This window comes from Sphingomonas sp. SKA58 (genome assembly GCF_000153545.1).
Taxonomy (GTDB): domain Bacteria; phylum Pseudomonadota; class Alphaproteobacteria; order Sphingomonadales; family Sphingomonadaceae; genus Sphingobium; species Sphingobium soli.
In genome coordinates this window covers 53196-77352 of sequence record NZ_CH959308.1, presented here as the reverse complement: position 1 = coordinate 77352, position 24157 = coordinate 53196, and the positions used below count along the sequence as shown (strand labels likewise).

Here is a 24157-nt window from a genome sequence, read left to right as displayed (position 1 = left end):
TCAGTCGCCGCTAAAGCCCACACGGTTCGCCTTGATGACCGCCTGGGTACGGCTGAGCACGCCTAGTTTTTGCAGGATGGCCGAGACATGCGCCTTGATCGTGGTCATCGAAACGCCGAGGTCATGGGCAATCTGCTTGTTGAGGCGGCCACGAACAAGATGGCCAAGGACAGTCTTCTGCTGCGGCGTCAGGCTGTCGATGCGGCGGACGATATCATCCTCCTCCACCGAAGGGGGCGGCACTTCGCCCATGGTTTCGGGCAGATAAATTTCGCCAGCGACGATGCGTTGCAGCGCATCGACAATGCCGCTGCGCTTGAGCGATTTGGGGATAAACCCCGCCGCTCCGGCCGCCAAAGCGTCCTGCACGATGGCGCGGTCGAAAGCGCCCGAGACCATGACGACGGGGAGGATTGGAAAACGCTGCCGCAGCAGTTTCAGCCCGTCGAGGCGGCGAACGTCGGGAATATTGAGATCCAGCAGGATGAGATCGAAATTGTCCTGCTTTGCCAGCAGCGCGACCGCTTCTGCCAAGCTCGCCGCCTCCAATATCTCGATATTGTCGAAACTGATCGCGATGACACTGCGCAGGCCATCGCGCACCAGGGGATGATCGTCGATGATCAGCACCCGTTCCATCATGGCGTCCCCGCCCATATACTGACCCATCCCCCGCCCCTGCATTTCATGATCCATGATGCCATGGGCGGAGGCAAGATGCATCGCGCGTGGCGGCAATGCCGGCATGTGCGGCGCATGATGTCCCCGGCCCATGACAATCATCAATCAATCTCCTTTCATTTCGGCTTATCGCGGCAGCTTGAACACCCAGAGCGCCCCGCCCTGGTTGATGTCCTTGAAGCTTTTGGCCACTTCGCCGCCCCACAGCGGGACCGCCCCACCCCAGCCAGACATGACGGCGACATATTGTTCGCCATCCTGTTCCCATGTGACGGGCGATCCGACCACGCCAGATCCGGTCTGGAATTTCCAGAGTTCCTGCCCCGTCTTGGCGTCGAAAGCCTTGAGATAGCCCTCCGGCGTACCGGTGAAGACAAGGTTGCCGCCCGTCGTCAGCACGCCGCCCCACAAAGGCGCCTTGTTCTTATATTCCCACATGATCTTGCCGGTCTTGGGATCCATCGCGCGCAACGCGCCGATATGGTCTTCGGCAATCGGCTTAATGGTGAAGCCCGCGCCTAGATAGGCCGCGCCCTTCTTATAGGCGATGGGTTCGTTCCAGATATCCATGCCCCAGTCGTTGGATGGCACGTAGAACAGGCCCGTGTCCTGGCTATAGGCCATGGGCATCCAGTTCTTGCCCCCAAGGAAGGAGGGGGAGGCAAAGACCGGCTTCCCCTTCTCGGTCGTCGGCGCGCCGGGTCGGCCGGCTTCGATATAATTGGGCCTTCCGGTCTTGAGATTGATGCCGTCAGCCCAAGTCGTCTGCATGACGAATTTCGAGGCGCTGACCAATTTGCCGTTGGTGCGATCGAGCACGTAGAAATAGCCGTTGCGATCCGCCTTGGCGCCCAGCTTCATCGGCTTGCCATTGATCGTGGCGTCGAAGGGAATGAATTCGTTGACGCCGTCGAAATCCCAGCCGTCATGCGGCGTTGTCTGATAATGCCATTTGATGACGCCGGTGTCGGGATCGAGCGCGATGGTGGAGCTGGTGTAGAGATTGTCGCCCGGGCGCAGATGGCTGTTCCAGGGTGCTGGATTGCCGGTCCCAAAAAAGAGCAGATTGGTTTCCGGGTCGTAGGTGCCGCCAAGCCAGGTTGCGCCACCGCCGGTCTTCCACAAGTCGCCCTGCCAGCTGGCGTTGGTCTTGCCGGTGATGCCGTTATCCTTGCCCCGCAACGTGCCCATATGGCCTTCGATCACGGGGCGGTGCCAGATCAGTTCGCCGGTGTTGACGTCGCGCGCCTCGACCGCGCCGACGACGCCGAATTCGCCGCCTGAATTGCCGGTGATGACCATGCCCTTGACGATGATCGGTGCGGCGGTCGCGCTATAGCCTTCCTTATAGTCGGCGATCTGCTTATTCCACACGACCTTTCCGGTTTCGCGGTTCAGCGCCACCACGCGCGCGTCGAGCGTGGCGAAGATGATCTTGTCGCCGTAGATGGCCGCACCGCGATTGACGACGTCGCAGCAGGGCATGATCGCGTCCGGCAGTCGTGCATCATATTGCCATTTTTCCTCACCGGTGCGCGCGTCAAAGGCAAAGAGGCGCGAATAGCTGCCCGTCACATAGATGGTGCCGTCATAGACGATCGGCTGCGCCTCCTGACCGCGCTGTTTTTCGCCGCCCAGCGAGGCGGCGAAGGCGGGCACGAGTTTTGCGACATTGCCCGCGTCAATCTGCTTCAAGGGGCTGAACCGCTGCGCGCGCGGACCCATGCCATAGGTCAGCACGTCGCCGGGCGTTGCCGCGTCGTTCATGAGGTCAGCATCGGTCGGGCCAGCCCCCTGCGCCAGCAGCGGCGCCCCAGCCACGACCAATGCCAATGCGGCGGCGCCGCCCAGCGAACGCAACATACGTCCCTTCATCATCATCCTCCCATTTCTGCGGCGCCGTGCGCCCCCATTGCGCCGAACAGCCTATGCCGGGCGGCGCAAGCGGCAATTGGACCTTCGGTCGGGAGGAAATGGACAGGAGCGAAGTTCATTCGCTTTGGCCGCTTTTGGCCCCGAAGCGACCGCAACGCGCCCACGAAGCGACACGGAAGCGACACCTAAGCGACAGGTGGGAATAGCCACCAAAACCCGCCCATCCGAGCATGAAAAGGATCGAAGCGTGCCTCACCGACCAGGATAGATCAGAGAAAGTCCAAGATTGGAAGCGGCAAGTGAGGGCCGCGATCAGCCTGCGACAGGCTTCTGATAGGTGACGCCATGGGCGGCGAACAGGGCGGCCAGTTCGCCCGACGTCCCCATGGCGGCCAGGATGTCCTCCACCGCGTCGCCCAGCGTGCGGCTGTTTTCCTTGACCGCCATGCCGATGTCCCAACCCAGCGAGGTGAAGGCGGGAAGCGGCATTTTGCGGCGAATGATGGCGGGATTTCCGCGGTCATGCAGCGCTGCTTCGATCTGGGCGCGGCTGGCGAGCACGCCGTCGGCCCTGCCATCGAGCATCGCGTCCACGGCGGCTGTGCCGCTTTTATGATGGACGACATCCCTGGACAGTACCCCGCCAAAGGCGCCGATCAGATAAAAATCGGGAATGCTGTCCAGTTCGGCGGCGAGCCGCCTGCCCTTCCATTGGACGGGCGGCGCATCACAGTCGATATCGCCATTGGCGCAGGCAAACTGGAACGTCTCACGATAATAAGGCGCGACAATCGCAACCTGATCATTGCGCGCGGCAAAGGCCCGGTCAAAAGGCACATGCAGCATGATGTCGGCCGGCATGAAGCCGAGCAGCCCGCCCTTCCAAACCGCATTGCGCAGGTCATCGTCGACGCTTTCATCCGCCGTGATCTGCGCCACGTCGGCGCGTACGCCCAGCTTTTGCGCCAAGGCATTGGCAAGATCGACGTCGATGCCGGTCAGCCGGCCATTTTTTTCCCAGGACCAGGGACGGTTGTCACTATAGACGGCGACCCGAAGGACCCCTGTATCCCTGACCTTGCCCAGCGGCGCCGCGCCGATGCGCGAGGGCAGAAGGCCCAATGTCGCGGCAGCGCCGGCGGTGCTGAGAAAGGCGCGACGGCTGACCATGGGATCAGCCCTCGAACTTGGTTTCGAGCCAGGCGCGGATCGCCCAGCCGGTCTTTTGCCCCAAGACATCCCCAAATGGCGGCATATAGACTTTTCCGTCATGGCTTGAGCCGTGGCGATAGCGTTCGGCGAACCACTGGTCGCCCGACTCACCCTGCTCCAAATAGCGCAGATCCGGGGCGATGCCGCCGCTTTCCGCGTCGAGCCCATGGCAGCGTGCGCAATTCTGGCCATAGGCGGACTGGCCGATTTCGATCGCCTTGGCGTTGCCGCTATAGGGATTTTTTTCCAGCCATTCCTCGCCAATGTCCGGCAGCGCGGAGGTATCGACCGCCTGCGGCGTCACGTCGCCATGCGCCAGCAGTTGGCTGGCCGTCGTTCCGGCCAGCACGGCAAGCGCGCCCAGCAGCAAAATGCGTCCCGAAGTCATGAGCCTGTCCATCCTCACCCATCATGTCCTGTTCCATGCAAGTGTAGGGGAGCGGCGGAGAGCGCCCCATTGGCCTTTGGTACAATCCCGCCCGCCTGATGCTGCGCCTAGACCATTGGGACGACGGACATTGAGGGAGAGGGCTGGCATGAAGAGACTGCTATGGGCCGCGATGGCGAGTGCGATGCCGGTCCCGGCGATCGCGGACACGCTCTATGTCTCCAATGAGCGGGGCGACAGCGTGAGCGTGATCGACGGCGCGACGCGCACGGTGCTGGCGACGTGGGATGTGGGCGGCCGGCCACGCGGCATCACCGTGTCGAAGGATGGACGATATGTCTATCTGTGCGCCAGCTTGGATCATGCGGTGCAGGTGATTGATCGCGTCAGCGGCAAGCTGGTGGCCGAATTGCCGTCCGGTGAGGACCCCGAGCAATTCTCTCTGTCGCGCGATGGCGGCACCCTGTTCGTTGCCAATGAAAATGACGCCGCGCTGACCGCGATCGACCTTTCCTCGCGCACCGTCGCCTTTCAGGTGGCGGTGGGCGGCGAGCCGGAAGGCGTCGCGCAAAGCCCGGACGAACGATGGGTCGCGGTCACGTCCGAAGAGGATAATGTCGTCACCTGGATTGATCTTTCCACCCGGACGGCGGCAGGCGAAACCGCGACCGAGATGCGGCCGCGCCATGTCGAATTCACCGCCGATGGGCGCCAGCTTTGGATCGCGGCCGAGATCGGCGGCGTCGTCCAGATCGCGGACGTTGCCAGCCGGACGATCACGGACACGCTGCGGTTCGAGATAGAGGGCGTCGCGGCGCATCGCATCCTGCCCTGCGGCATCCGCTTCACGCCCGACGGCAGGACCGCGATCGTGGCGCTGGGCCGCGCCGATCATGTCGCGCTGGTCGATGTGGCGAGCCGCAAGGTGCGCGCCTATGTCCCGGTCGGCCGCCGCGTCTGGCATGTCGCGGTCAGCGCCGATGGTCGTCACGCCTATAGCGCCAATGGCCTTTCGGACAATGTGTCGGTGATCGACCTGGACATGGCCAAGGTGGTGGGCACCGTGCCGGTCGGCTCTGCCCCGTGGGGAATCGCCATCGCGCCCTGACCCGACCGATACCGCAGCGCCCGGCCGAAAGTCGCAGAACCTAAGTGCAATTTTCGGTCCGCCTGATGCAGCCCACTGTCCGGGCCAGCCGGAACCACCGGCGGCTCAACGGGAGGATGAGATGAAGGGGACACTGCGCCTGATGTGCGCCGCGAGCGCATTCGCGCTTTGCGTCACGGCCGCGCCTGCGATGGCCGGCACCACCGCCGATCTGCTGAAACGACTGCATGAAAAGGGCATCCTGACCGACGAGGAATATCAGGAGCTGCTGAGCGGCCAGGCGAGCGAAACGGCGCAGGCGGCTGCCGCGCCCAGCGCACCGCCCGTGACGCCCGACGCATCGGGGGGCGCAGGCTTTGTTCGGATGACCGATAGCGGCATCGGGTTGCAGATGGGGGACGTGACGCTGATATTTTCAGGGTCGGTCAACGGATTTTACGTGCACAACAATGGCGAAGCGCCCAGCGCGACGAACACGGTCGTGGGCGGTGTCGCGACGGTGGGCGGCGACACGTCGGCGATCCGCAACGGCCTGCTGCCCGGTTTCCTGAAGGTCGAGGCGATGACCACCCAGGGCGGGTGGGACGTGGGCGCGCATTTCGGCATGTATCCGGGCATCAATTCAGTCAATTATGCAGCGGGCGGCGGCGCCAACAGCCCCGGCAATCCGCGCGCATTGCAGACCAGCGGCATCGATTTCCGCCAGACCTATCTGACGTTCGGGCGCAAGGGATTTGGCGAGGTGAAGATCGGCCGTGATATCGGCCTGTTCGCGTCCGAAGCGATATTGAACGACATCACCTTGCTGTCGTCGGGCACGCCGGCGGGCAATGTCGCGCCGTCCAACACGACGCTGGGCCGGATCGGCACTGGCTATATCTACACCGACTTTCAGCCGCAAATCACCTATACCACGCCCAGCTTTGGCGGGATCACCGCCAGCATCGGCATTTTCGAGCCACTGTCGTCGCTGACCGGCCCGGCCGAAACCAACAAGCAGCCCGGTTTCCAGGGCAAGCTGGTCTATGACGGCAAGATGGGCGCGGTATCGACGCGGCTGTGGGCGTCCGGCATTACGCAGAAGCATAATGTCGATGCCGGCCCTGATTATACCGGCTGGGGATGGGATGTGGGCGCCAAGGTCGGCTTTGGCCCGGTGACGGTGGTCGGCACCTATTATGACGCATCGGGCCTTGGCACCACTGCGCTCAACCTGTTCGACACAGATGGGCTGGGCAACAAGCGCGACAGCCACGGCTTCTATCTTCAGGGCCTGGCGACCTTCGGCAAATTCTCGTTCGGCGGCAGCTATGGCGAAAGCCATCTGGATTACGCCAATGCAGCCGATGCGATCACCAACCCCGCGCTGGTCGACAAGAATAGCAGCTGGGTGGGGCAGGTCCGCTATGGCCTCAACAGCTGGGTGACGCTGCTCGGCGAATATGTGAGCACCAAGTCGCAGGCGCATAACGGCAATGAGGCGTCGTCGGACGCGATCGCGGCGGGCGCGATCCTCTTTTTCTGACCAAAGGACCAATGTCACGGGGGACGGGCCGCATCCTACAAGGGGTGCGGCCCTTTCCATTTGCAATCGCGACAAAAAACCAGAAGGGAGAGGCCGCCTGAGGGGAATGCCATGAAGACCTGCCTGCTGCCTGCGTTGCTATTGACCGTTCCGACTGCCGCTTGGGGGCAGACGCCCGGCGATGCGCCGGCGATCATCGTGACGGGACGCGGCCTGCCGCTGCCGCCGGGAACCCCGGCCTATGGATCGGTGGTGATCGGGCGCGAACGGCTGATGGACAGCGCGTCGGGGCGGATCGAAACGGTACTGGGCGATGTCGCGGGATTTCAGCAGTTTCGCCGATCGGACAGCCGGTCGGCGAACCCGTCCGCGCAGGGCGTGACGCTGCGCGCGCTGGGCGGCAACGCGTCAAGCCGGACCTTGATGCTGCTGGACGGGGTGCCGCTGGCCGATCCCTTCTTTGGTTATATTCCCTTCGGTGCGCTGGCGCCCGAACGACTGTCGGTCGTGCGCGTGACGCGCGGCGGGGGCAGTGGCGCGTTCGGATCGGGCGCGGTCGCCGGCACCATAGAACTGGCGAGCGCGACCCGTGACGAGTTGCCCGACATGGCGCTGAGCGCCCTATATGGCAGCCGAGACGCCAGCGAATTGTCCGCCACCATCACCCCGGATCTGGGCGGCGGTCATGTCTCCCTGTCGGGCCGATGGGACCGGGGCGATGGATTTTACACTACCCCGCGCGACCAGCGCGTCACGGCCAGCGCGCCCGCCGCCTATGATGGCTGGTCGACCAATCTCCGCGCGGTCGCTCCCATTTCCGCGACGTCGGAACTGCAGTTTCGCGCGACGCTGTTCGAAGATCATCGCACGCTGCGTTTCCAGGGCGCCGACAGCAAGAGCGAGGGCCAGGACGCCAGCATCCGCTATGTCGCGCGCGGCCCGTGGCAGGTCGATGCGCTGGCCTATATCCAGGCGCGCAATTTTTCCAATATCGTCATATCCTCCTCCAGCTTTCGCAAGACGCTGGACCAGCGCAACACGCCATCGACCGGGCTGGGCGGCAAGATCGAGTTGCGCCCGCCGGTCGGTCCCGACCATGTGCTGCGCGTGGGCGCCGACACCCGGCTGGCCACCGGCGACATGTATGAGGACGCCTATAACGCCAATGTCGCAAGCAACCCGCGCACCTTCCTGCGTCATGCGGGTGGCGAGCAATGGACGAGCGGCCTGTTCGTCGAGGATGACTGGACGCTGGGCAGACTGGTGCTGACCGGCGGCGCGCGGGTCGACCGGTGGACGATCCGCAACGGTTTCTACCGCCAGGTCAATGCGACGACGGGCGCGGCCACCGGCGAATCCTATGCCGATCGGTCGGGCTGGGAAACGACCGGCCGGATCGGCGCGCTGTTCAGGCCCGGCGACGCCGTGGCGCTGCGGGCGGCGGCCTATAGCGGCTTTCGTCTGCCGACGCTGAACGAACTCTACCGGCCCTTCGTGGTCTTTCCCATCACCACGCGCGCCAATGCCGCGCTGAACCCCGAAAAGCTGAAAGGCGTGGAGGCGGGCATTGACCTGACACCCGCGAAGGGCGTCACCCTGTCGGCCACGGCTTTCTACAACCGGCTGGACGGCGCGATCGCCAATGTCACCATCGCTCCCAACACACGCGAACGGCAGAATGTCGAGCGGATCGTCGCCAAGGGCGTGGAACTGACGGCGGCGGCGCAGATGGGCGATTTTTCCCTGTCGGCATCCTATGCCTATAGCCACAGCAGCGTGCATGCGCCGGGCGAGGCGTTTGACGGCTTCACGCCCGCGCAGAGTCCGCGCCATGCAGCCAGCGGCACAGTGGCCTGGGCGCCGCGCGGGGGGCCATCGCTGTCCACGACGCTGCGCTATGTCGCCAAGCAATATGAAGACGACCTTCAAAGCGATGTGCTGCCCGACGCGCTGACGCTGGACGCGGTTGCGCGCCTGCCGCTGGCCAAGGGCGTATCGCTGGTCGCACGGGGCGAAAATCTGTTCGACGAAACAGTCGTCACGCGCAATGCGGGCGGATCCATCGACCTCGGCACGCCGCGCACGCTCTGGATCGGCGTCAGCTGGCGTCATTGACCCAAAGTAGGATGGAGCGCCCCCTGCCCCTCCCCTAACCCTTGTTCCGACAAGACATTTGGGAGTGGGGATGATGCGGGCCTTGGGTGCGCTTTTGGCCGGGTCGGCCGCGATCTGGACCGCGCCAGGCAGCGCGGCGGAGAGAGAAGCCGACGGCGGCGTTGACAGAAGCGCGATCATCGTGACTGCCCCGGGGGGCGCAGTCGACGTGGACGATGCGCTGATCCTGACGCGCGACGATATCGGACTCGCGGGCACGCCCGACCTGCTTGGCGCGCTGACCCGGACCATCGCGGGCATTACCTTGCAGGACGCACAGAATAATCCCTGGCAACCCAATCTGGTCTATCGCGGCTTTTCCGCGTCGCCATTACAAGGGGTGGCGCAGGGACTGGCGGTCTATCTGGACGGAGCGCGGTTCAACCAGCCCTTTGGCGATACGGTGGCGTTCGACCTGCTGCCCGAAGCGGCGATCCGAAGCGTGAGCCTGCTGGATGCAAGCCCGGTCTATGGCCTCAACGCGCTGGGCGGCGCGATGCTGGTCGAAACGCGCACCGGCCTGTCCGATCCGGGGCTGGAGGCCAGCTATAGCGCGGGACGTTTCGATTATCGCGAGGCTAGCATTGCAGGTGGCATCGCGCGCGGCGACCTGAGCGCCTATGGCGCGTTCCAATATAGCCATGAGGATGGCTGGCGCGATTTTTCACCCTCAACCCTCTATAATGGCTATCTCGACCTGGGCTTCGACACGGCGTCGGGTGGCCTGCATGTCAAGCTGGTGGGCGCGGATACCGACCTGACCGGCAATGGGGTCGCCCCGGTCGAATTACTGGCGGCGGACCGGCGCGCGGTGTTCACTTGGCCCGATAACAGCCAGTCGACCTATGGCCGCATCAGCCTGCATCCCTGGGTCGCCCTGTCCGGCACCACGCGGATCGAAGGCACGCTCTATGCCCAGCGCCTGACGCTACGCACAATCAACGGCGACGCGGCCGATATCGAGGCATGCGAGGAGGAGGACGAGGCAGGGCTGTTGTGCCTGGAAAGCGTCGGGGATGATCCCGATGAGGAGGAAGAGGCGGTGCTGACCGACGCGGCCGGCGCCCCGATCGCCGACATGCTGGACGGGGACGGCTATGGCGTGCTCAATCGCGGCCGCACCCGCACGCGCGCCATGGGCGCCCTGTTCCAGATCATCGACGACCGGCCGATGCTAGGCGGGCGCAACCATTTCGCGCTGGGCCTGAGTTACGACACCAGCCGGACGCGATTCGACACGTCGGTCGAACTGGGCGCGTTGACCGATGCGCGCAGCGTCGATGGGCTGGGCACGATGATCGTACAGGGCGATGGCGCCATCGCGCCGGTCAGCCTGATCACGCACAGCGATTATTGGGGAGTCTTCGTGCAGGACAAGCTGCCGATCACGCCGCGCCTGTCGGCCGAAATCGGCCTGCGATATAATCATGCGCGGATCGTGTTGCAGGACCAGATCGGCACGGCACTCAACGGTCGGCACCGGTTCCAGCGGGTCAATCCGGGCGTGGAACTGGATTACAGGATGAGCGATGCGCTGTCGCTGCGGGCAGGCTATGCGGAAACGAACCGGGCGCCGACCCCGGCGGAGTTGTCCTGCGCCGACGAAAATGCGCCGTGCAGCCTGACCAACTTCTTCATCGCCGATCCGCCGCTCAAGCAGGTGGTGGCCAAAAGCTGGGAAGCGGGCGCGAGCGGATCGGGACAGGCTGGCGGCGTCAAGGTCGATTGGCTATTGTCGGCCTATCGCACGCGCAACCGCAACGACATTCAATATATCGCCTCGGCCATCAGAGGGCGGGCCTATTTCCAGAATATCGGCGCGACCCGGCGGCAGGGGATCGAAGCCAGCGTCAAGGCAAGCCGGGGCGGCCTGACCGGCGCGATCAGCTACGCCTTCACCGATGCGACCTATCGCGCGCCGCTGACGCTTGCGAGCCCGGCCAACCCGCAAGCGGATGATGACGGAAGAATCGCGGTGGCGCGCGGCGACAGGCTGCCGGGCATTCCCCGCCATAGCGCGACGCTGAGCCTCGACTATGCGACAGCGCGATGGTCGGTGGGGGGCGATGTGCTGGCGCGTAGCGGCCAGTATCTGGTCGGCGACGAAGGCAATGATACGCGCCAGGCGCCCGGCTATGCCATCGTCAATCTGCGCGGCAGCGTGACGATTGTGCCGGGCGTCAGCCTGTTCGGCGAAGTGCGCAACGCCTTCAATCGACGCTATGCGACATTCGGGACGTTCAGCGAGGTAGATGAGATCAACCTGGAGGAAGCGCCCGGCGCGTCGGACCCGCGCGCTTATGGCCCGGGCGCCCCGCGCCGCTGGTATCTGGGCATGAAGGCGAGCTTCTAGGATTTAGTCCGGCCGGTCGACGCGCGGAAGCAGGCGCGCCTCCAGTCCGGGGTAGAGATGCGAGACGCTGCGTTGCAGTTCGTAGCGCGCGGCGGCGAGGCCGGCGAAGCGATCAGGGATCGGCAGCATCCCCGCTTCCACCATGTCGAGACCGGCGGCGACGGCATCGGTCAATGTCGCGTCGAGCCAGTCGAGCCAGTCGCGAGTCTGGACGATCGCGGCCGTTCCGCCAGGATCCAAAGGCCCATGGCCCGGCAGCAAGGCACCATGATCCAGCGCCGCGAGCCGATCAAGGCTGGCGCGCCAGGCCGGCAAGTCCGCCGTCGGCGTGCTGGGCGCGCGATTATAAAACACAAGATCGCCCGCGATCAGCAGCCCGGTCTGTTCATCGAGTAGCGCCAGGTCCGCGCTGCTGTGACCTGACAACGCTAGGAGGCGAAACGTCCTGCCGCCGAAATCCTCCTGCCCGGCCGTCAGCGCAACGCGCGGCGGCAACAGGTCGGTGCCGCGCATCCAGTCGCCGAGGATACGGTACATGGCATCGGAAAAACCCTGCCCCTGCGCTTCCATGGCGGCGATGGTGCCTGGCAGTGCGGCGGCGCGGGTGGCGTCGAAAGCGCCAAGCCCAAAGCCATGATCGGGATGGAGATGCGTCACATAGATGCGGATCACCGGCTTTCCGGTCAGCTCTTCGGCCACGCGCTTGAGCGCCAGGCCATAGCGCAACGACGGACCGCAATCGATCAACACCGTGCCCGCAGGCGTATCGACAATGGCGATATTAGCGATGGCGCCGCCATTGTCAGGCTGAATGGGGGCATCGGCCCCCCGCACCATCCAGATGCCCTGCGCGATTTGTTCGGGTTCGATCGCATAGCTTTCGGCTGCTCTGGCGACAACGGGCAGGAAGGCGAAGCCGGTCAGGACGCTGCGACGCGAGAGCATCAGGGACGCGCCGGTATTGGCGATTGCCGGGCCACGTCGATGCGCGCGACATAGTCCCGGCCATTGGTGTCGCGAGCCTCGATCAGAAGCCGCCCCCCTGCCGGCGCATCGGGCATGAGGGTCAGCGCCGGGTCTTCGGCCACGCTGGCCCACAGGTCCATATCTCCCAGCAGCTGGCCATCGCCATCCTTCACCGTCAGATGATCGAGATGATAGGTCGCGATATTGGCGACCAGCCCGGTATCCATGGGGTGGCGAAAGCCGAGCCGCAGGCGCGCGCCATCGCGCTGCGGCCAGGCGCGCCCGCGAATTTCGCCCAGATGATCAGCCCAGTCGCCCTTCACCCGGCTGATCGGTGGAGTGGAACAGCCCCCGCCCGCGGCATCGATCCAGCCACCCGACACCAGCCACTGGCCGTCCGCCAGCTGCACCGCCCCGCGCACCGGCGTTCGCTGGTCGAGCTTGATGCGGGTAGCGACATAATGCGCGGCATGGGTCGGCCGATAGTCGATCGCGATCGGAATGGGATTGAGATCGGCAAAGAGCAGCATCCGCCGGACTCCGGGAATTCCGCGCGCGTCGATGGCGACGGGAAAGGCGCGCTGATCCTCTGCTATGGCCGGAAATTCGACCTTCACCCGTGCGTCGAACCGGACGGGATCGTCGCCGAACAAGGTGAGGGCATGAGCGCGCCACATGGGCGATCCCAACGGATCGGCGGGATAATCCTGCGCCGCCTGCCCCGGCGCGGCGATCAGCGCCAGCAGCAGCGCCATCCTGGCCTTCATGTCCCTTCTCCCTAAGTGCAGGAGGTAAGGCAGGCCGCCTTGCGATACCATTGCACCTTGGGTCGATGACGCGGAAGGATTTGGCGATGGGGATCGCGTGGATGATGCTGTCGATCGCTGCGCCTGCGGGGGCGGACGCATCTGCATTCGACAGCGCGGGATATCGGATCGCCCATTATCGCGCGCCGACGCGGCGCGCGCCCAACGGCGTTACCCGGATCGCACCCCAGGCCGCAGCGATGTTGCGGCCAGGTGTCGATGCCCTGTTCATCGACGTGACGCCGGTCGATCCCGGTGCGGGGGGCAAGCCGGAGCGAATGACGATTCCCGGCGCGCACTGGTTCCCCGAAAGCGGCAGGGGTGGCATTGATCCGGCCGTCGAACGATGGCTGATCGGCGGCGTGACGCGGCTGACCGCAGGGCGCGCCGATATGCCGGTCATCGTCTTTTGCCTGGCCGATTGCTGGATGAGCTGGAATGCGGCGCGACGGCTGCAGCGCGCGGGCTATCGGCCTATCTGGTGGCTGGCGGAAGGGAGCGATGGCTGGCGGGACCTGGGCTTGCGGCTGGAGCCTGTCAGTCCCGAACGCAACCGGCCCGAATGACCGACGACCCACGCAGTCCGAACAGGGACCTTGGACCAATGGCCCATTGCGCCGGGTCAGGGAAAACCCCCATTTTCTTTGGCAATCCGGCGGCCTACGCCGAACCGTCCAATGGAGAGAGCCTTGATCCGTCCCGTCATTCTTCGCCTGTCGGTCGCCACGCTGCTGCTGTCGCCCCTGCCCGCGGCCGCCAAGGAGATCATCGTCCATATGAAGAACCAGGGCGCGGAGGGCGCAATGGTGTTCGAACCGTCCTTCGTCAAAGCCGCGCCAGGCGACAAGATCCGGTTTTTGCCGACCAATCCCAGCCATAATGCCGAAACCATGGCCAATATGCTGCCAACGGGCGCGACGCCGATGAAGGGGGCGATGAACAAGGAAGTGACGATGACCGTGACCAAGCCCGGTCTTTATGGCATCAAATGCATGCCGCATTATTCGATGGGCATGGTCGCCCTGGTCCAGGTGGGCAAGGTGACGCCAGCCGATATCGCCGCAGCGAAAGCAGTGAAGCTGCCCCCCTTCGCCGCCAAGCGGATGACGGCCGCGCTGGCCAAGGTCAAATAACCGACTGGTCCCCGCTGCCGTCAAGAAAGGCGTCAGAACCAGACGCGCAGCCCCAGGACGAGGCTGGCGGTCGACGCCCCCCTGCCCCGTCAGACCTGCCGCAGGGCGCGGGCGGGGCGGACCGACAGGAGCGGCAGCGCGCCGGCAAGGCCGATGCCGAGTGTCAGCAACGCTCCGCCCGCCAGGGTGCCCAGCATGACCACCCAGTCGGGCGACCAGGTAAAATCGAAGACCTGAACGATGACGAACCAGGCCGCCGCGCTGCCAAGCGCCAGCGCCACGACCGCCAGCAGAACCGAGAGCAGGCCATATTCCAGCGCCTGACCGCCCAGCAGTTGCAGCCGGGTCGCCCCCAGCGTCTTGAGGATGACGCTGTCGTAGCTGCGCGACTGGCGGGCGGCGGCGATGGCGCCCACCAGCACCGCAATGCCGGCCAGAATGGCGACCGAGGCCGCAACCAGAATGGCGCGCGACATTTGTGTCAGGATGGCGCCGACCTGATCGATGACATCGCCCACCGCAATGACCGACACGCCGGGGAAGGCCGCCAGCAGGGCGTGGGTCATGGCAGTGTCGTGGCGCGGGTCCATGGTGATGGTGGCAGCAACGCTGTGGGGCGCGGATTGCAATGTGACCGGCGAGAAGACGAGCACATAATTGAAACCCATCGTATCCCAGTTGACCTTGCGCAGCGAGGCGATGCGCGCCGTAATCTCTCGCCCGAGGATCGAGACGGTCAGCCTGTCACCCACGCCGATGCCCAGCGTGCGGGCCGCTTCCGCGTCGAGCGAGACGAGGGGCGGACCGCGATAGTCGGTCGGCCACCAGGTGCCTGCGACCAGATCGCTGCCTTCGGGCAAGGCCGCGCTGTAGGTGACGCCGCGTTCACCGCGCAGGAACCAGGCACCTTCGGGCAATTGCGCAAGATCGGCAACGCGCGTGTCGCCATAGCCGGTAATGGTGCCGCGCAGGACGGGCACGATGTTGAGTTGCGCTTCGGGAGCCTGCGCCCGGGCAATAGTGCGGAAGCGCTGCTGCTGCGACGCGGGGATGTCGAGCACGATCTGCGCCGGCGCTTTCTTGGGCACGACTTGCCGGATTTCCGCATCCAGGCTGGTTTCGATCCCGGCGAGCGTTACGAACAGGGTAAGAGCAAGGCCAAGCGCAACGATGAGCGCGGCCGTCTGCGCGCCGGGCCGATGGAGATTGGCGAGCGCCAGCCGCAGCCAGGGACGGCGGGGTCGGGGCAGGCGCCGGGCGATCCGGCGCACGGCGATACCGATGCCAAGCAGCAGGAGCAGAACCGCGCCGACGGCGCCCAGAACCGCCGCGGAGAATAGCGGATCGCCCGCCGTCCCAAGCGCCAGCGCGACGAGCAGCAGGCCGGCCAGCGTCATGGCGGCAAGGCTGCGTCGGTCAAAACCGGAGCGACGTTCGATCGCACCCCGGAACAAGGCGGCGGCGGGCTGGGTCCGTGCCCGGGCCAGCGGCGGGAACGTGAAGAGAAAAGCGATGAGCAATCCATAGAGCGCGCTTGTCGCCAGCGGCAGCGGGAACAGGCGGAAACCCGGGCTGACCGGCAGCACGTCGCCCGCGAGCGCGACCACGAGCGGGGGCAGCACCGCGCCGACGACGAGCCCTGCGGCAATGCCCAGCAGCGCAACGGCGCCCACCTGCAAGCGGTAGATGCGCGCGATGTCCGCCGCGCTTGCGCCCAGCACCTTGAGCGTCGCAATGCCATTGCGCTTGCCCGCGAGATAGGAAGCGACCCCGTTGCTGACGCCGATCCCGGCGATGACCAGGGCGGCAAGGCCGATCAGCGACAGGAACTGCCCCATCCGGTCGATGAAGCGATTGGCACCGGGCGCGGCACGATCGCGATCCTTGAACGTCCAGCCTTCGCCCGCGCGCGCCTTTTCCCAATCCTTGCGCACGGTTGCCGCGTCATAGCGCGGGTCGAGGCGAATGCGATATTTGGTGGAATAGAGACTGCCGGGCTGGATCAAGCCGGTCCGACGCAGCCCCGACAGGGACGTGATCGCCACCGGCCCCAGGGTGAAGCCCTCCCCCAGCCGGTCGGGCTCATCCACGATGATGTCGCGGACGGTGAAGAGCGCGTCGCCGTAGCGCAGCTTTGCGCCGCGACCGATGCCCAGCCGTTGGGACAAAGCGTCGCCGATCAGGATATCGCCGGCATCAAGCGGACGATAGATGCCGTGCCGCAACGCCAGCGCGCCATAAAGCGGATAGGCAGCGTCCACCCCCTTGAGCTCGGTCAGGATGGCGGGCGGCGCGTTCCCCCTCCCCTGCCCCACCCGCTGGGCCATGGCGCGCATGCGGATAGTTTGGCTGAGCGCGCCAAGTTGACGAAAAGCCTGTTTGTCGCCCAGGCTGGCTTCGCGCTGGGTCATGCCGATTTCGATATCGCCGCCCAGGATCAGCCGTCCCCGATCGCGCAGTTCCTGCGTGATCGCGCTGGTCAGGCTGCCGATCGCGGCCAGCGTCGCAACGCCCAGAAACAGGCAGAGGAACAGGAGGCGCAGGCCGCGAAAGCCCAGATGCAGGTCGCGACGGGCAATGCGCCACGCTGCGCGCCAGCCAAGCCGGCTCACGCCATGTGATCCGACAGGATGCGTCCGTCACGCATTTCGATGATGCGCTCGCAGCGCTGCGCCAGCGCGGCGTCATGCGTGATGATGAGCAGCGTCGCCCCCGCCGCCGCCTGCCGTTCAAACAGCAGGTCCATGATCGCCGCGCCAGTCGCGGCGTCCAGATTGCCGGTGGGCTCGTCGGCAAAGAGCAAGGTGGGGCGCGGCGCCACCGCGCGCGCGATGGCGACGCGCTGTTGCTCGCCACCCGACAATTGCGCGGGATAATGATCCAGCCGGTGGCCAAGGCCGACCGCGCGCAATTCGTCAGCAGCAATGGCAAAGGCGTCCGCCTGCCCCGCCAGTTCGAGCGGCACCGCGACATTTTCCAGCGCGGTCATGGTGGGAAGCAGATGAAAGGATTGGAGGATGATGCCGATCCGACCGCGCCGGGCGCGTGCCAGATCATCCTCCCCCAAGGCGCCGAAATCGACCCCGCCAATTTCCACCCTTCCCCCGCTTGCCCGCTCCAGCCCTGTCAGCACCGCCATCAGCGAGCTTTTGCCCGATCCCGACGCGCCCAATATGGCGACGCTCTGCCCGCGCTGCACATGCAGGTCGATCCCCTTGAGGATCGTTACCGGGGCCTCGCGGGTTCCAAGCTGAAGCGTGACATCCTGGGCACGGATGGCGATAGTTGCAGGATCAAGTGGCAAATGCATGAAGGGAATGGGTCCTTGGCGGGCAGGTTGACGCAATATGGGGCATTGACGCTGATTGTCCATCTGACGGCGGGTTGTTCTCCTGACGCGCCGCCCCCTCCCCCGGCGAGAGAACAGGCGCAGAGGGTGGAGCCGCCGGCCCGGGCGACGCCATCTGCCGACCGCAAACTGGTCGTGGCGTTTGGCGACAGTCTCTATGCCGGCTATAATCTGGACCAGGGACAAGGGCTGGCGCCGGTGTTGGAGCGCGCGCTGGCCGACCGAGGCCTCAAGGCGCAGGTGGTGAATGCCGGCGTATCGGGCGACACGACGACGGCGGGGCGCGCCCGGCTGGCCTTCACGCTCGACGGACTGCCGCGCACGCCGGACCTGATGCTGGTCGGACTTGGCGGCAACGACATGCTGCGCGGGCTGTCGCCGCAGGAAACGCGCGACAATCTGGACGCGATCCTGCGCGAAGCCAAGGCGCGCGGTATCCCGGTTATGCTGACCGGCATGCTCGCGTCGCCCAATATGGGGGCCGATTATGCCGCCGCGTTCAACCCCATCTTTCCGGATCTGGCGCACAAATATGACGCCGCGCTTTACCCGTTCATGCTGGATGGGGTGCTGGGCGACCGGACGCTGCTTCTGCCTGACGGCATCCATCCCAATGCGCGAGGCGTGACAGTGATCGCCCGCCGGCTGGCGCCGATTGTTGCGCAAAATCTTAAAGGCTGACGCCGGCGACGCCGTCGCCGCTTGGGGGTGATTTTGGGAGGGCCGACCCGGTGCAAGCGCGCGCGATCGGCGCCTAGAGTTGACTTTCCCAAGCGGCCTTTATCATTGAATATACTATTCTTTCTTGTTGATAATAAACAGATTATCATACCCTGCCATATATAGGACAGGAGGCGGCCCTTGGAGGAAGATCGGCAGCTCGCTTATGCGCATGCGCAGGAGGCTCTAGGCCGTCTGGACGAGCGCATGCGGCTCAGCCCGGTTCGCGCGGCCTTCCGTGTGCGCGCCCACGTCGCCGAACGTCAGGCATTGGCCGCGATCGATGCCGTTCCGTTGCATGACCATGATATCGAGATTGACGGCCGGGGCACGGTAAGAACATCGACCTTCGACCTCAGCCTGGGGCGACGGTCCATCGGAACGCCCATTAGTCTGGACGCGCTGGCAGGCGACGCCATGGCGGTGCTGGACTGGCTTGGCATGAAACCAGACCCGATGGGCGATGGCGGGGTGGTCAACGGGCCAATACTGGATGACATGATCGCGCGCGTGGAGACTTGGCAGCGGGCGATAGAGCGGTGGCGCGCCTCCCCTCCCCTGATCGCCAGCGCGCATGTCGCTGCGTCCTGGCGATCGCACGCGCCTCTTGGTCGGAGCGATCTGGCCGCCAGCCTCCTGATTGGGGATCGATGGGGACCGGGGCGCTGGAATGGGTCGCATGGCGGCCTGATTGCCCTGGGTCTACACACGCAACAGAGCGGATGGCGGATGGCGCGAGACGCTGCGCTGGAGCGCGTATGGCTGGACGCCATTCGGGATGCTGCGCAGATGCTGCTGGACCTGGAGCTTCGCCTGCGCGGTTTTGCCGCACGCGCACGCCATTTTTTGGACTCGCGGCGGCGCGCTGGGCGGCTGGGTGACGTGCTGCATCTCGCAATGTTGCGGCCCTATGTAACGAGCGCAATGGTGGCGCGGCATTTGCAGCTGACCAGCGCCGGTGCGATCAAGTTGTTGACCATCGCGGCAGAGGCGGGGCTGCTGATCGAACGCACCGGGCAGGCAAGCTATCGCCATTATGCGATACCGGTTGCCGCACCGCCCGGTGTTCCGCGCGACGGCCGCAATCCGCTGGACCGGTCAGAACCGAGCATCTGGCAAGATGACTCGGTGCCATGGGATTGGCCGGGATGACAATTGCTGCCTGTGCAATTGCGACCATAAAAAATCAAAATATCGAACCATGCCCGTCGCGTCAGCGGCGGGAGATTCCAGGATTCTAGAGATTCTAAGATTCGCCATATGTAAGTTATTCTTTTCGCAGCGGGATTCAGCACTGACCTGACCCGGTGGGGGTGATTCCCTGTCCTTGTGGGGGCGCAAGCCTGACCCGATGGGGGGCTTATCCTGCCTTCTTGGGGACTGTCCTGACCGCTTGGGGGAACGAGTATGAGCACCCCATAGGGCGTAAATTCGAGCGTTGATGCGCCCAGGGGCTCGCAAGTCCGCGACTCGGGGCGAAACAAAGATTTCCTATTGAGCAGCGCGAATTTCTATCCTGACCTGATGGGGGCATCCATACCGGTCTATCCTGTCCTGACTTGACCTTCGGCGTCAGGACAGGCATTTCTGGCGCGATCGACGGGGTGGCGCCATGGACGAATCTGCAGGCATCGAGCAACAGCAAAGCGAAGAGGCGGCCGCGACGCCGCGGTCGATGCGGGTCGCGGCCGCGCTGTCGCGCAAGGGCGGCGATGAATTCGTCAAACCCGGTCGGCTGGTCGAGGTGCGGTTCGTCAAGGGTCAGTCACTTAGCTTGACCGCTTCGCGCCTGCTCGCCCTCATGATCCTGACGGCCGGGGGCGATGCCTGGCGTGATATTCCACATCGTATGCGCAAGGCGGATATCCGGCGCGGCCACAAGGGCAATGAGCGGATCGTCGATATGCTGGAAGAATTGCACCGGACGCTGTTTGCCGAAGACGACAAAAGCTGGCGGGGAAAGCGTGCTACCAAGCGGTTCAATTTGATCCAGGCATCGTGGGAAGAGGTCGAGGACGGGGACAAGGAAACCGGGTGGATTGAATGGCAGTTCACGCCCGATGCGCGGCGGCTGATCCAGGAATCAGAGACCTATGCCGTCATGAACCGGCAGGCGGTGTTGGGTTTCCGCTCGGCTTACGCCCTCAAACTGTACGAGGAGGGCGCGCTGCGCCTGCACCGCCGGCAGCCTGTATGGAAGGTCGATATCGTCGGGCTCAGGGCAGCTTTGGGTATTGATCCGGACAAATATGGCGATTTTGCACAGTTGCGTCGCAAGGTGCTCAAGATCGCAAAGACGGAGATCGACCAGCTGGCCCATTTCACGGTGGAATGGGAGGAAATCCGCCGCGGCCGCGCGGTGGTGGAGATCATATTCCGCTTTGCGCCCAAGGGCGCGCCATCGCAGATCGCGACCGTCGATGAATTGGCGCGCCACTCCGCCGGTAGGAAGGCCAGGCGAGAGCATGCGGTGGAAACTGTGATCGCAATTGGGCGGGAGGAAGATCTGGCAGACCCGGCAGAGGTCACGCATTTGCTGTCTGCCGCGACAACGTCACTGACCGTGAGCGAAGAGCGGGCGCGCGACAAGGCGGCGGCGCCCTGGGCGCGGTTTCCGCGTGGCAGGCTGCATTTCGGGACGACAGAGCAGGCGGCACGGGCCATAGGCTTGCGTCATGGCGGGGGGTGGGACGTCGACCTGATTGCCGATGCCTATCGAGAGGCCATGGGCGACCGGCTCGACAGCCTATCAGGCGCGAAGCTTGAAAAGTCGTGGAAGGGATTTTGCGAGGCATTCTTCGCGCGGCGGGGGCGTCCATCGTAATAATTGCAGCCCTGCAATTTTTCCTGAAGGGCGAATGCGGCGACCTGAGATGTCGCCTATCATATTTACGTCGAACTACGTTGGGGTAGCCTTTGGACCATCAACATAGCTGGCGTCCTTTGATGCAGAGCATGAGCGCCAAGGGCGCTACATGCATGCGGACAAATCGCGACGGCGCCCCTTTGCCGCTCGCCTAAGTCGTGCGTGCGCCCGCATCTCCGGTGGGGGTGTGCGCGATCGTTTTCGTGAACCGGCTTTTGCCACCGCTGAGGATCCGCTGGCGCACCCGCCTATTGGAACGGGAGCCAAGGGCGTCGCTGGTTGTTCGGGCGGCTTGATACACGGGGAGGTTCGCGATGTCTGAACCATTGCTCTGCTCATGCTCCTTCTGCTGATGCGCAGCGCCCTCCCCTTCGGCGCCACCCAAGAATCGCGAATGCACAAAATCCAGGTGGAAAGAATCAAACCGGTTAATCTGATGACTGGAACATTTACCGACTCCCTCGGCATCATGCGCCCACCCTTCAAGGGGTCACGGTGCCGATTGCGCAGGCTAATCAAGAATTGCAGCCCTGCAATTTTGTATCGCCGCCCCCAAAAGGTCAGGATCCATCATGCTCTGTCATGTCGACCGCCCCCATCAGGTCAGGATAGGTAGCACAATTTACGATGCGCTGAAGCTACAACGCGGATTTGTGAATTTAACGCGCATATTGACGGGAAAGTGAAAATCGAAGATGTAGTACGCCAGTTTCACAAGGAGCAGCTATGGCTTCCGCATTTGAACAAGTGCGGCTGGGGGAAGCACTGGACGTTGCCACTCTAGCCTCTCGGTCCTCTTCTGTCCTCGAAAAGCTGCGCAATTCTGCACGCAACGCGCGAGCCGACGAACGGCGCGAGCCAACTTTCCAGATCGGAAAGGCCGCCGACCTGGTGGGGCGAACGACAGCAGCGATTCGGGAGGCGGAAAGCGATGGCCGCCTTGTCCCCCCTCCCCGTGCGGACAATGGGCGGCGTATGGGTTACACGCTCGCGCAACTCAACGATATGCGCGGCACCTTTGGCACGCGGCCGTGGCGGGAACCCGAAGACCCATGCTCGATCATCGCGGTCCAGAATTTTAAGGGCGGTGTCGGCAAATCAACCGTGTCGGTGCACCTTGCCCAATATCTGGCCATTCGCGGCTATCGAGTGCTCCTCATCGATTGTGACAGCCAGGCGTCGGCCACGACTCTGTTTGGCTATGTGCCCGATCTCGATCTGGATGAGGACGAAACCCTGTACCCCTATCTGCGCGAGGGGGAGCGGGCGTCGCTCGACTATGCGATCAAGAAGACGCATTTTGACGGGCTGGACCTGATCCCCGCCAATTTGCGACTGTTCCAGTCGGAATATGAACTGGCCGCCCGCATGGCGCGGGGGCAGGGGACTTTGCTGGACCGCATGGCGCATGGCATCGCGTCGGTCCAGGATCTTTATGATGTGATCATCCTGGACCCGCCGCCAGCGCTCGGCGCGATTTCCCTGTCGGTGTTGCGCGCAGCCAATGCCCTGGTGGTCCCGGTGCCGCCCACGGTGATGGACTTTTCCTCGACGACCGCCTTTCTGGCGATGCTGGACGAGACGATCCAGGAACTCGCATCCTACGACCTTGCGCCGCAACTCGCTTTCCTGCGGTTCGTGGCGTCGAAGGTGGACGAGGGCAAATCCATGCAGAAGGGGCTGCTGGATCTGATGCGACAAGTCTATGGCAATGCCATGGTGCGCACGCCGCTCAAGGATTCAGCGGAAATCGACAATGCGACCGCGCGATTGATGACGGTCTACGAACTGGAAGGTCCGATGACCAGCAAGGCGGTTCGCGACCGGTGTCTGACCTATCTCGACGGAGTGAATGCGGAGATCGAGCTGGAGATCCGCAAAACATGGCCCAGCCATCTGGGACGCCTGCGCAAGGCGGGCCACGCATGAGCAGGAGAAATTGCAGCCCTGCAATTTGGCATGGAGGAGAGCGAGCATGAACTCCCGGAACAAGAGTTTCATGGCCGACCTGGTGTCGGCAGTGGAGCCTGCGGCCGAGGGACAGGGGCGGCCTTCGCGCCTGGGCGTTGGCGTGCTGGGGGGACGCAACAACCGGTTGGCGGAACTGGCGTCCGGGTCGGTGGTCAATAACCCGCAGGAGCTTGTCGATCCTGCCCGGTGCCGCATCTGGGATCGGCACAACCGGGATTATGCGGCGCTGAATGAAGAGCGCTGCAACGACCTTATCGAAAGCATAGTGGCGCAGGGCAAGCAGGAGGTGCCTGCGATTGTCCGGCGCGTGCAGGACCCCGATTATGATTATGAGGTGATCTGCGGCGCCCGCCGGCATTGGGCGGTGTCCTGGCTGCGCCAGCATAATCATCCTGAAATACGCTATCTCGTTGAAATCAGGGACTTAACGGATGAGCAAGCGTTCCGCATCTCGGACCTGGAAAATCGCGCGCGGGCGGACCTAAGCGACCTGGAGCGCGCGCGTGACTATTTAAAGGCGCTCGACCTTTATTATGCCGGCAGTCAGAAGCAGATGGCCAAGCGGCTCAACCAGTCAGAGGCCTGGCTGAGCCGGTATCTTGACCTTGCCCGACTGCCGCAGGATTTGGTGGAGGCGTTTCCCGACCCCTTCGACCTTAAAATCTCCCATATCGGCAGTCTAAAGCCGATCCTGAAGGCCGATGACATGCGCGCCACGGTGCTGGGCGAGGCACGCCGAATTCGCGAAGCACGATTGGCAGGGGAGGGGGGCATTCCTGCCAATGCGCCGGAGATGATCCGCGCTTTGGTCGCAGCGGCCGGCATGACCGCCAATATGCGGGAAAAGGCTCGTCCGCCCAAGGCCCCCAAGAGGACAGGATCGGATGCCGTCATCGTCCACAGCGCCGCAGGCGCGCCTCTGTTGCGGGTCGATGCGAAGGACCGGCGTGGCGTGACGTTGACCCTGTTTCACAAGGGTGGCGGGTCGCGTGCTGAGGCCGAAGGGGCTTTACGCGACCTTCTCGACAATCATTGGCCAGCCGGATAACA

At 64.3% G+C, this 24157-nt stretch carries 19 protein-coding genes; 11 read left to right on the top strand and 8 right to left on the bottom strand.

The genetic code is table 11. From position 1 onward, the window contains the following. The 4 genes from SKA58_RS15730 to pedF form a co-directional block, all read right to left on the bottom strand. A complete protein-coding gene (locus SKA58_RS15730; protein ID WP_009823459.1) occupies positions 1–783 on the bottom strand; it encodes a response regulator in 783 nt (260 codons plus the stop codon). Between the two features lie 24 nt (positions 784–807). After that, the gene (locus tag SKA58_RS15725; protein ID WP_037543898.1) at positions 808–2556 is read right to left on the bottom strand and encodes a methanol/ethanol family PQQ-dependent dehydrogenase; all 1749 of its coding nucleotides are present in this window, start codon (positions 2554–2556) and stop codon (positions 808–810) included. 312 nt (positions 2557–2868) lie between these two features. Beyond that, positions 2869–3726: a substrate-binding periplasmic protein gene (locus SKA58_RS15720; RefSeq protein WP_009823457.1), complete on the bottom strand. Its 858-nt coding sequence runs from the start codon at positions 3724–3726 to the stop codon at positions 2869–2871. Positions 3727–3730: 4 nt separating this feature from the next. After that, positions 3731–4156 carry a cytochrome c-550 PedF gene (gene pedF, locus SKA58_RS15715; RefSeq protein ID WP_156784243.1) on the bottom strand — a complete coding sequence of 142 codons (426 nt, stop codon included), beginning with the start codon at positions 4154–4156 and terminating at the stop codon, positions 3731–3733. Between the two features lie 148 nt (positions 4157–4304). Here pedF and SKA58_RS15710 point away from each other — a divergent pair, with 148 nt between their 5' ends. The 4 genes from SKA58_RS15710 to SKA58_RS15695 all read left to right on the top strand — a co-directional run bounded on the left by SKA58_RS15710 (position 4305) and on the right by SKA58_RS15695 (position 11296). Next, a complete protein-coding gene (locus SKA58_RS15710; protein ID WP_009823455.1) occupies positions 4305–5264 on the top strand; it encodes a PQQ-dependent catabolism-associated beta-propeller protein in 960 nt (319 codons plus the stop codon). A 121-nt stretch (positions 5265–5385) separates the two neighbouring features. After that, complete coding sequence (locus SKA58_RS15705) at positions 5386–6789, top strand: porin (protein WP_009823454.1); 1404 nt, start codon at positions 5386–5388, stop codon at positions 6787–6789. Positions 6790–6900: 111 nt separating this feature from the next. Next, positions 6901–8904, top strand: coding sequence for a TonB-dependent receptor plug domain-containing protein (locus SKA58_RS15700; protein ID WP_009823453.1), 2004 nt, complete (start codon positions 6901–6903; stop codon positions 8902–8904). A 73-nt stretch (positions 8905–8977) separates the two neighbouring features. After that, on the top strand, positions 8978–11296 hold the full coding sequence (locus SKA58_RS15695) for a TonB-dependent receptor (protein ID WP_037543897.1): 2319 nt from the start codon (positions 8978–8980) through the stop codon (positions 11294–11296). Between the two features lie 3 nt (positions 11297–11299). Here the strand turns inward: SKA58_RS15695 and SKA58_RS15690 are convergent, their stop codons facing one another. Both SKA58_RS15690 and SKA58_RS15685 read right to left on the bottom strand, forming a co-directional pair. Further along, entirely contained in the window at positions 11300–12244 is a 945-nt protein-coding gene (locus SKA58_RS15690; protein WP_037543896.1) for a quinoprotein relay system zinc metallohydrolase 1, read from the bottom strand. Next, positions 12241–13029, bottom strand: coding sequence for a quinoprotein dehydrogenase-associated SoxYZ-like carrier (locus SKA58_RS15685; protein WP_009823450.1), 789 nt, complete (start codon positions 13027–13029; stop codon positions 12241–12243). The genes SKA58_RS15690 and SKA58_RS15685 overlap by 4 nt, the downstream gene beginning before the upstream one ends. Positions 13030–13094: 65 nt before the next feature. On the opposite strand from SKA58_RS15685, the gene SKA58_RS15680 reads away from it, so the two are divergent. Together SKA58_RS15680 and SKA58_RS15675 are read left to right on the top strand one after the other, a co-directional pair. Continuing rightward, the gene (locus tag SKA58_RS15680) at positions 13095–13634 is read left to right on the top strand and encodes a rhodanese-like domain-containing protein (protein ID WP_009823449.1); all 540 of its coding nucleotides are present in this window, start codon (positions 13095–13097) and stop codon (positions 13632–13634) included. A gap of 111 nt (positions 13635–13745) precedes the next feature. Further along, positions 13746–14201 (top strand): pseudoazurin, encoded by a 456-nt coding sequence (locus SKA58_RS15675; RefSeq protein WP_009823448.1) that lies wholly within the window; start codon positions 13746–13748, stop codon positions 14199–14201. An 89-nt stretch (positions 14202–14290) separates the two neighbouring features. On the opposite strand, the gene SKA58_RS15670 is transcribed toward SKA58_RS15675, so the two are convergent. Next, positions 14291–16813: an ABC transporter permease gene (locus tag SKA58_RS15670; protein ID WP_009823447.1), complete on the bottom strand. Its 2523-nt coding sequence runs from the start codon at positions 16811–16813 to the stop codon at positions 14291–14293. Further along, positions 16810–17511 carry an ABC transporter ATP-binding protein gene (locus SKA58_RS15665; protein WP_009823446.1) on the bottom strand — a complete coding sequence of 234 codons (702 nt, stop codon included), beginning with the start codon at positions 17509–17511 and terminating at the stop codon, positions 16810–16812. The genes SKA58_RS15670 and SKA58_RS15665 overlap by 4 nt, the downstream gene beginning before the upstream one ends. Between SKA58_RS15665 and SKA58_RS15660 the strand changes: the two genes are divergently transcribed. The 5 genes from SKA58_RS15660 to SKA58_RS15640 all read left to right on the top strand — a co-directional run bounded on the left by SKA58_RS15660 (position 17506) and on the right by SKA58_RS15640 (position 24155). Beyond that, positions 17506–18231 (top strand): arylesterase, encoded by a 726-nt coding sequence (locus SKA58_RS15660; protein ID WP_037543792.1) that lies wholly within the window; start codon positions 17506–17508, stop codon positions 18229–18231. The genes SKA58_RS15665 and SKA58_RS15660 overlap by 6 nt on opposite strands. Positions 18232–18411: 180 nt before the next feature. After that, on the top strand, positions 18412–19422 hold the full coding sequence (locus SKA58_RS15655) for a helix-turn-helix domain-containing protein (protein WP_009823444.1): 1011 nt from the start codon (positions 18412–18414) through the stop codon (positions 19420–19422). Positions 19423–19945: 523 nt separating this feature from the next. Continuing rightward, positions 19946–21094: a replication initiation protein gene (locus SKA58_RS15650; protein WP_037543894.1), complete on the top strand. Its 1149-nt coding sequence runs from the start codon at positions 19946–19948 to the stop codon at positions 21092–21094. 768 nt (positions 21095–21862) lie between these two features. Beyond that, positions 21863–23065, top strand: coding sequence for an AAA family ATPase (locus SKA58_RS15645; protein WP_037543790.1), 1203 nt, complete (start codon positions 21863–21865; stop codon positions 23063–23065). Between the two features lie 46 nt (positions 23066–23111). Then, on the top strand, positions 23112–24155 hold the full coding sequence (locus SKA58_RS15640) for a ParB/RepB/Spo0J family partition protein (RefSeq protein ID WP_037543788.1): 1044 nt from the start codon (positions 23112–23114) through the stop codon (positions 24153–24155). Positions 24156–24157: the final 2 nt, after the last annotated feature.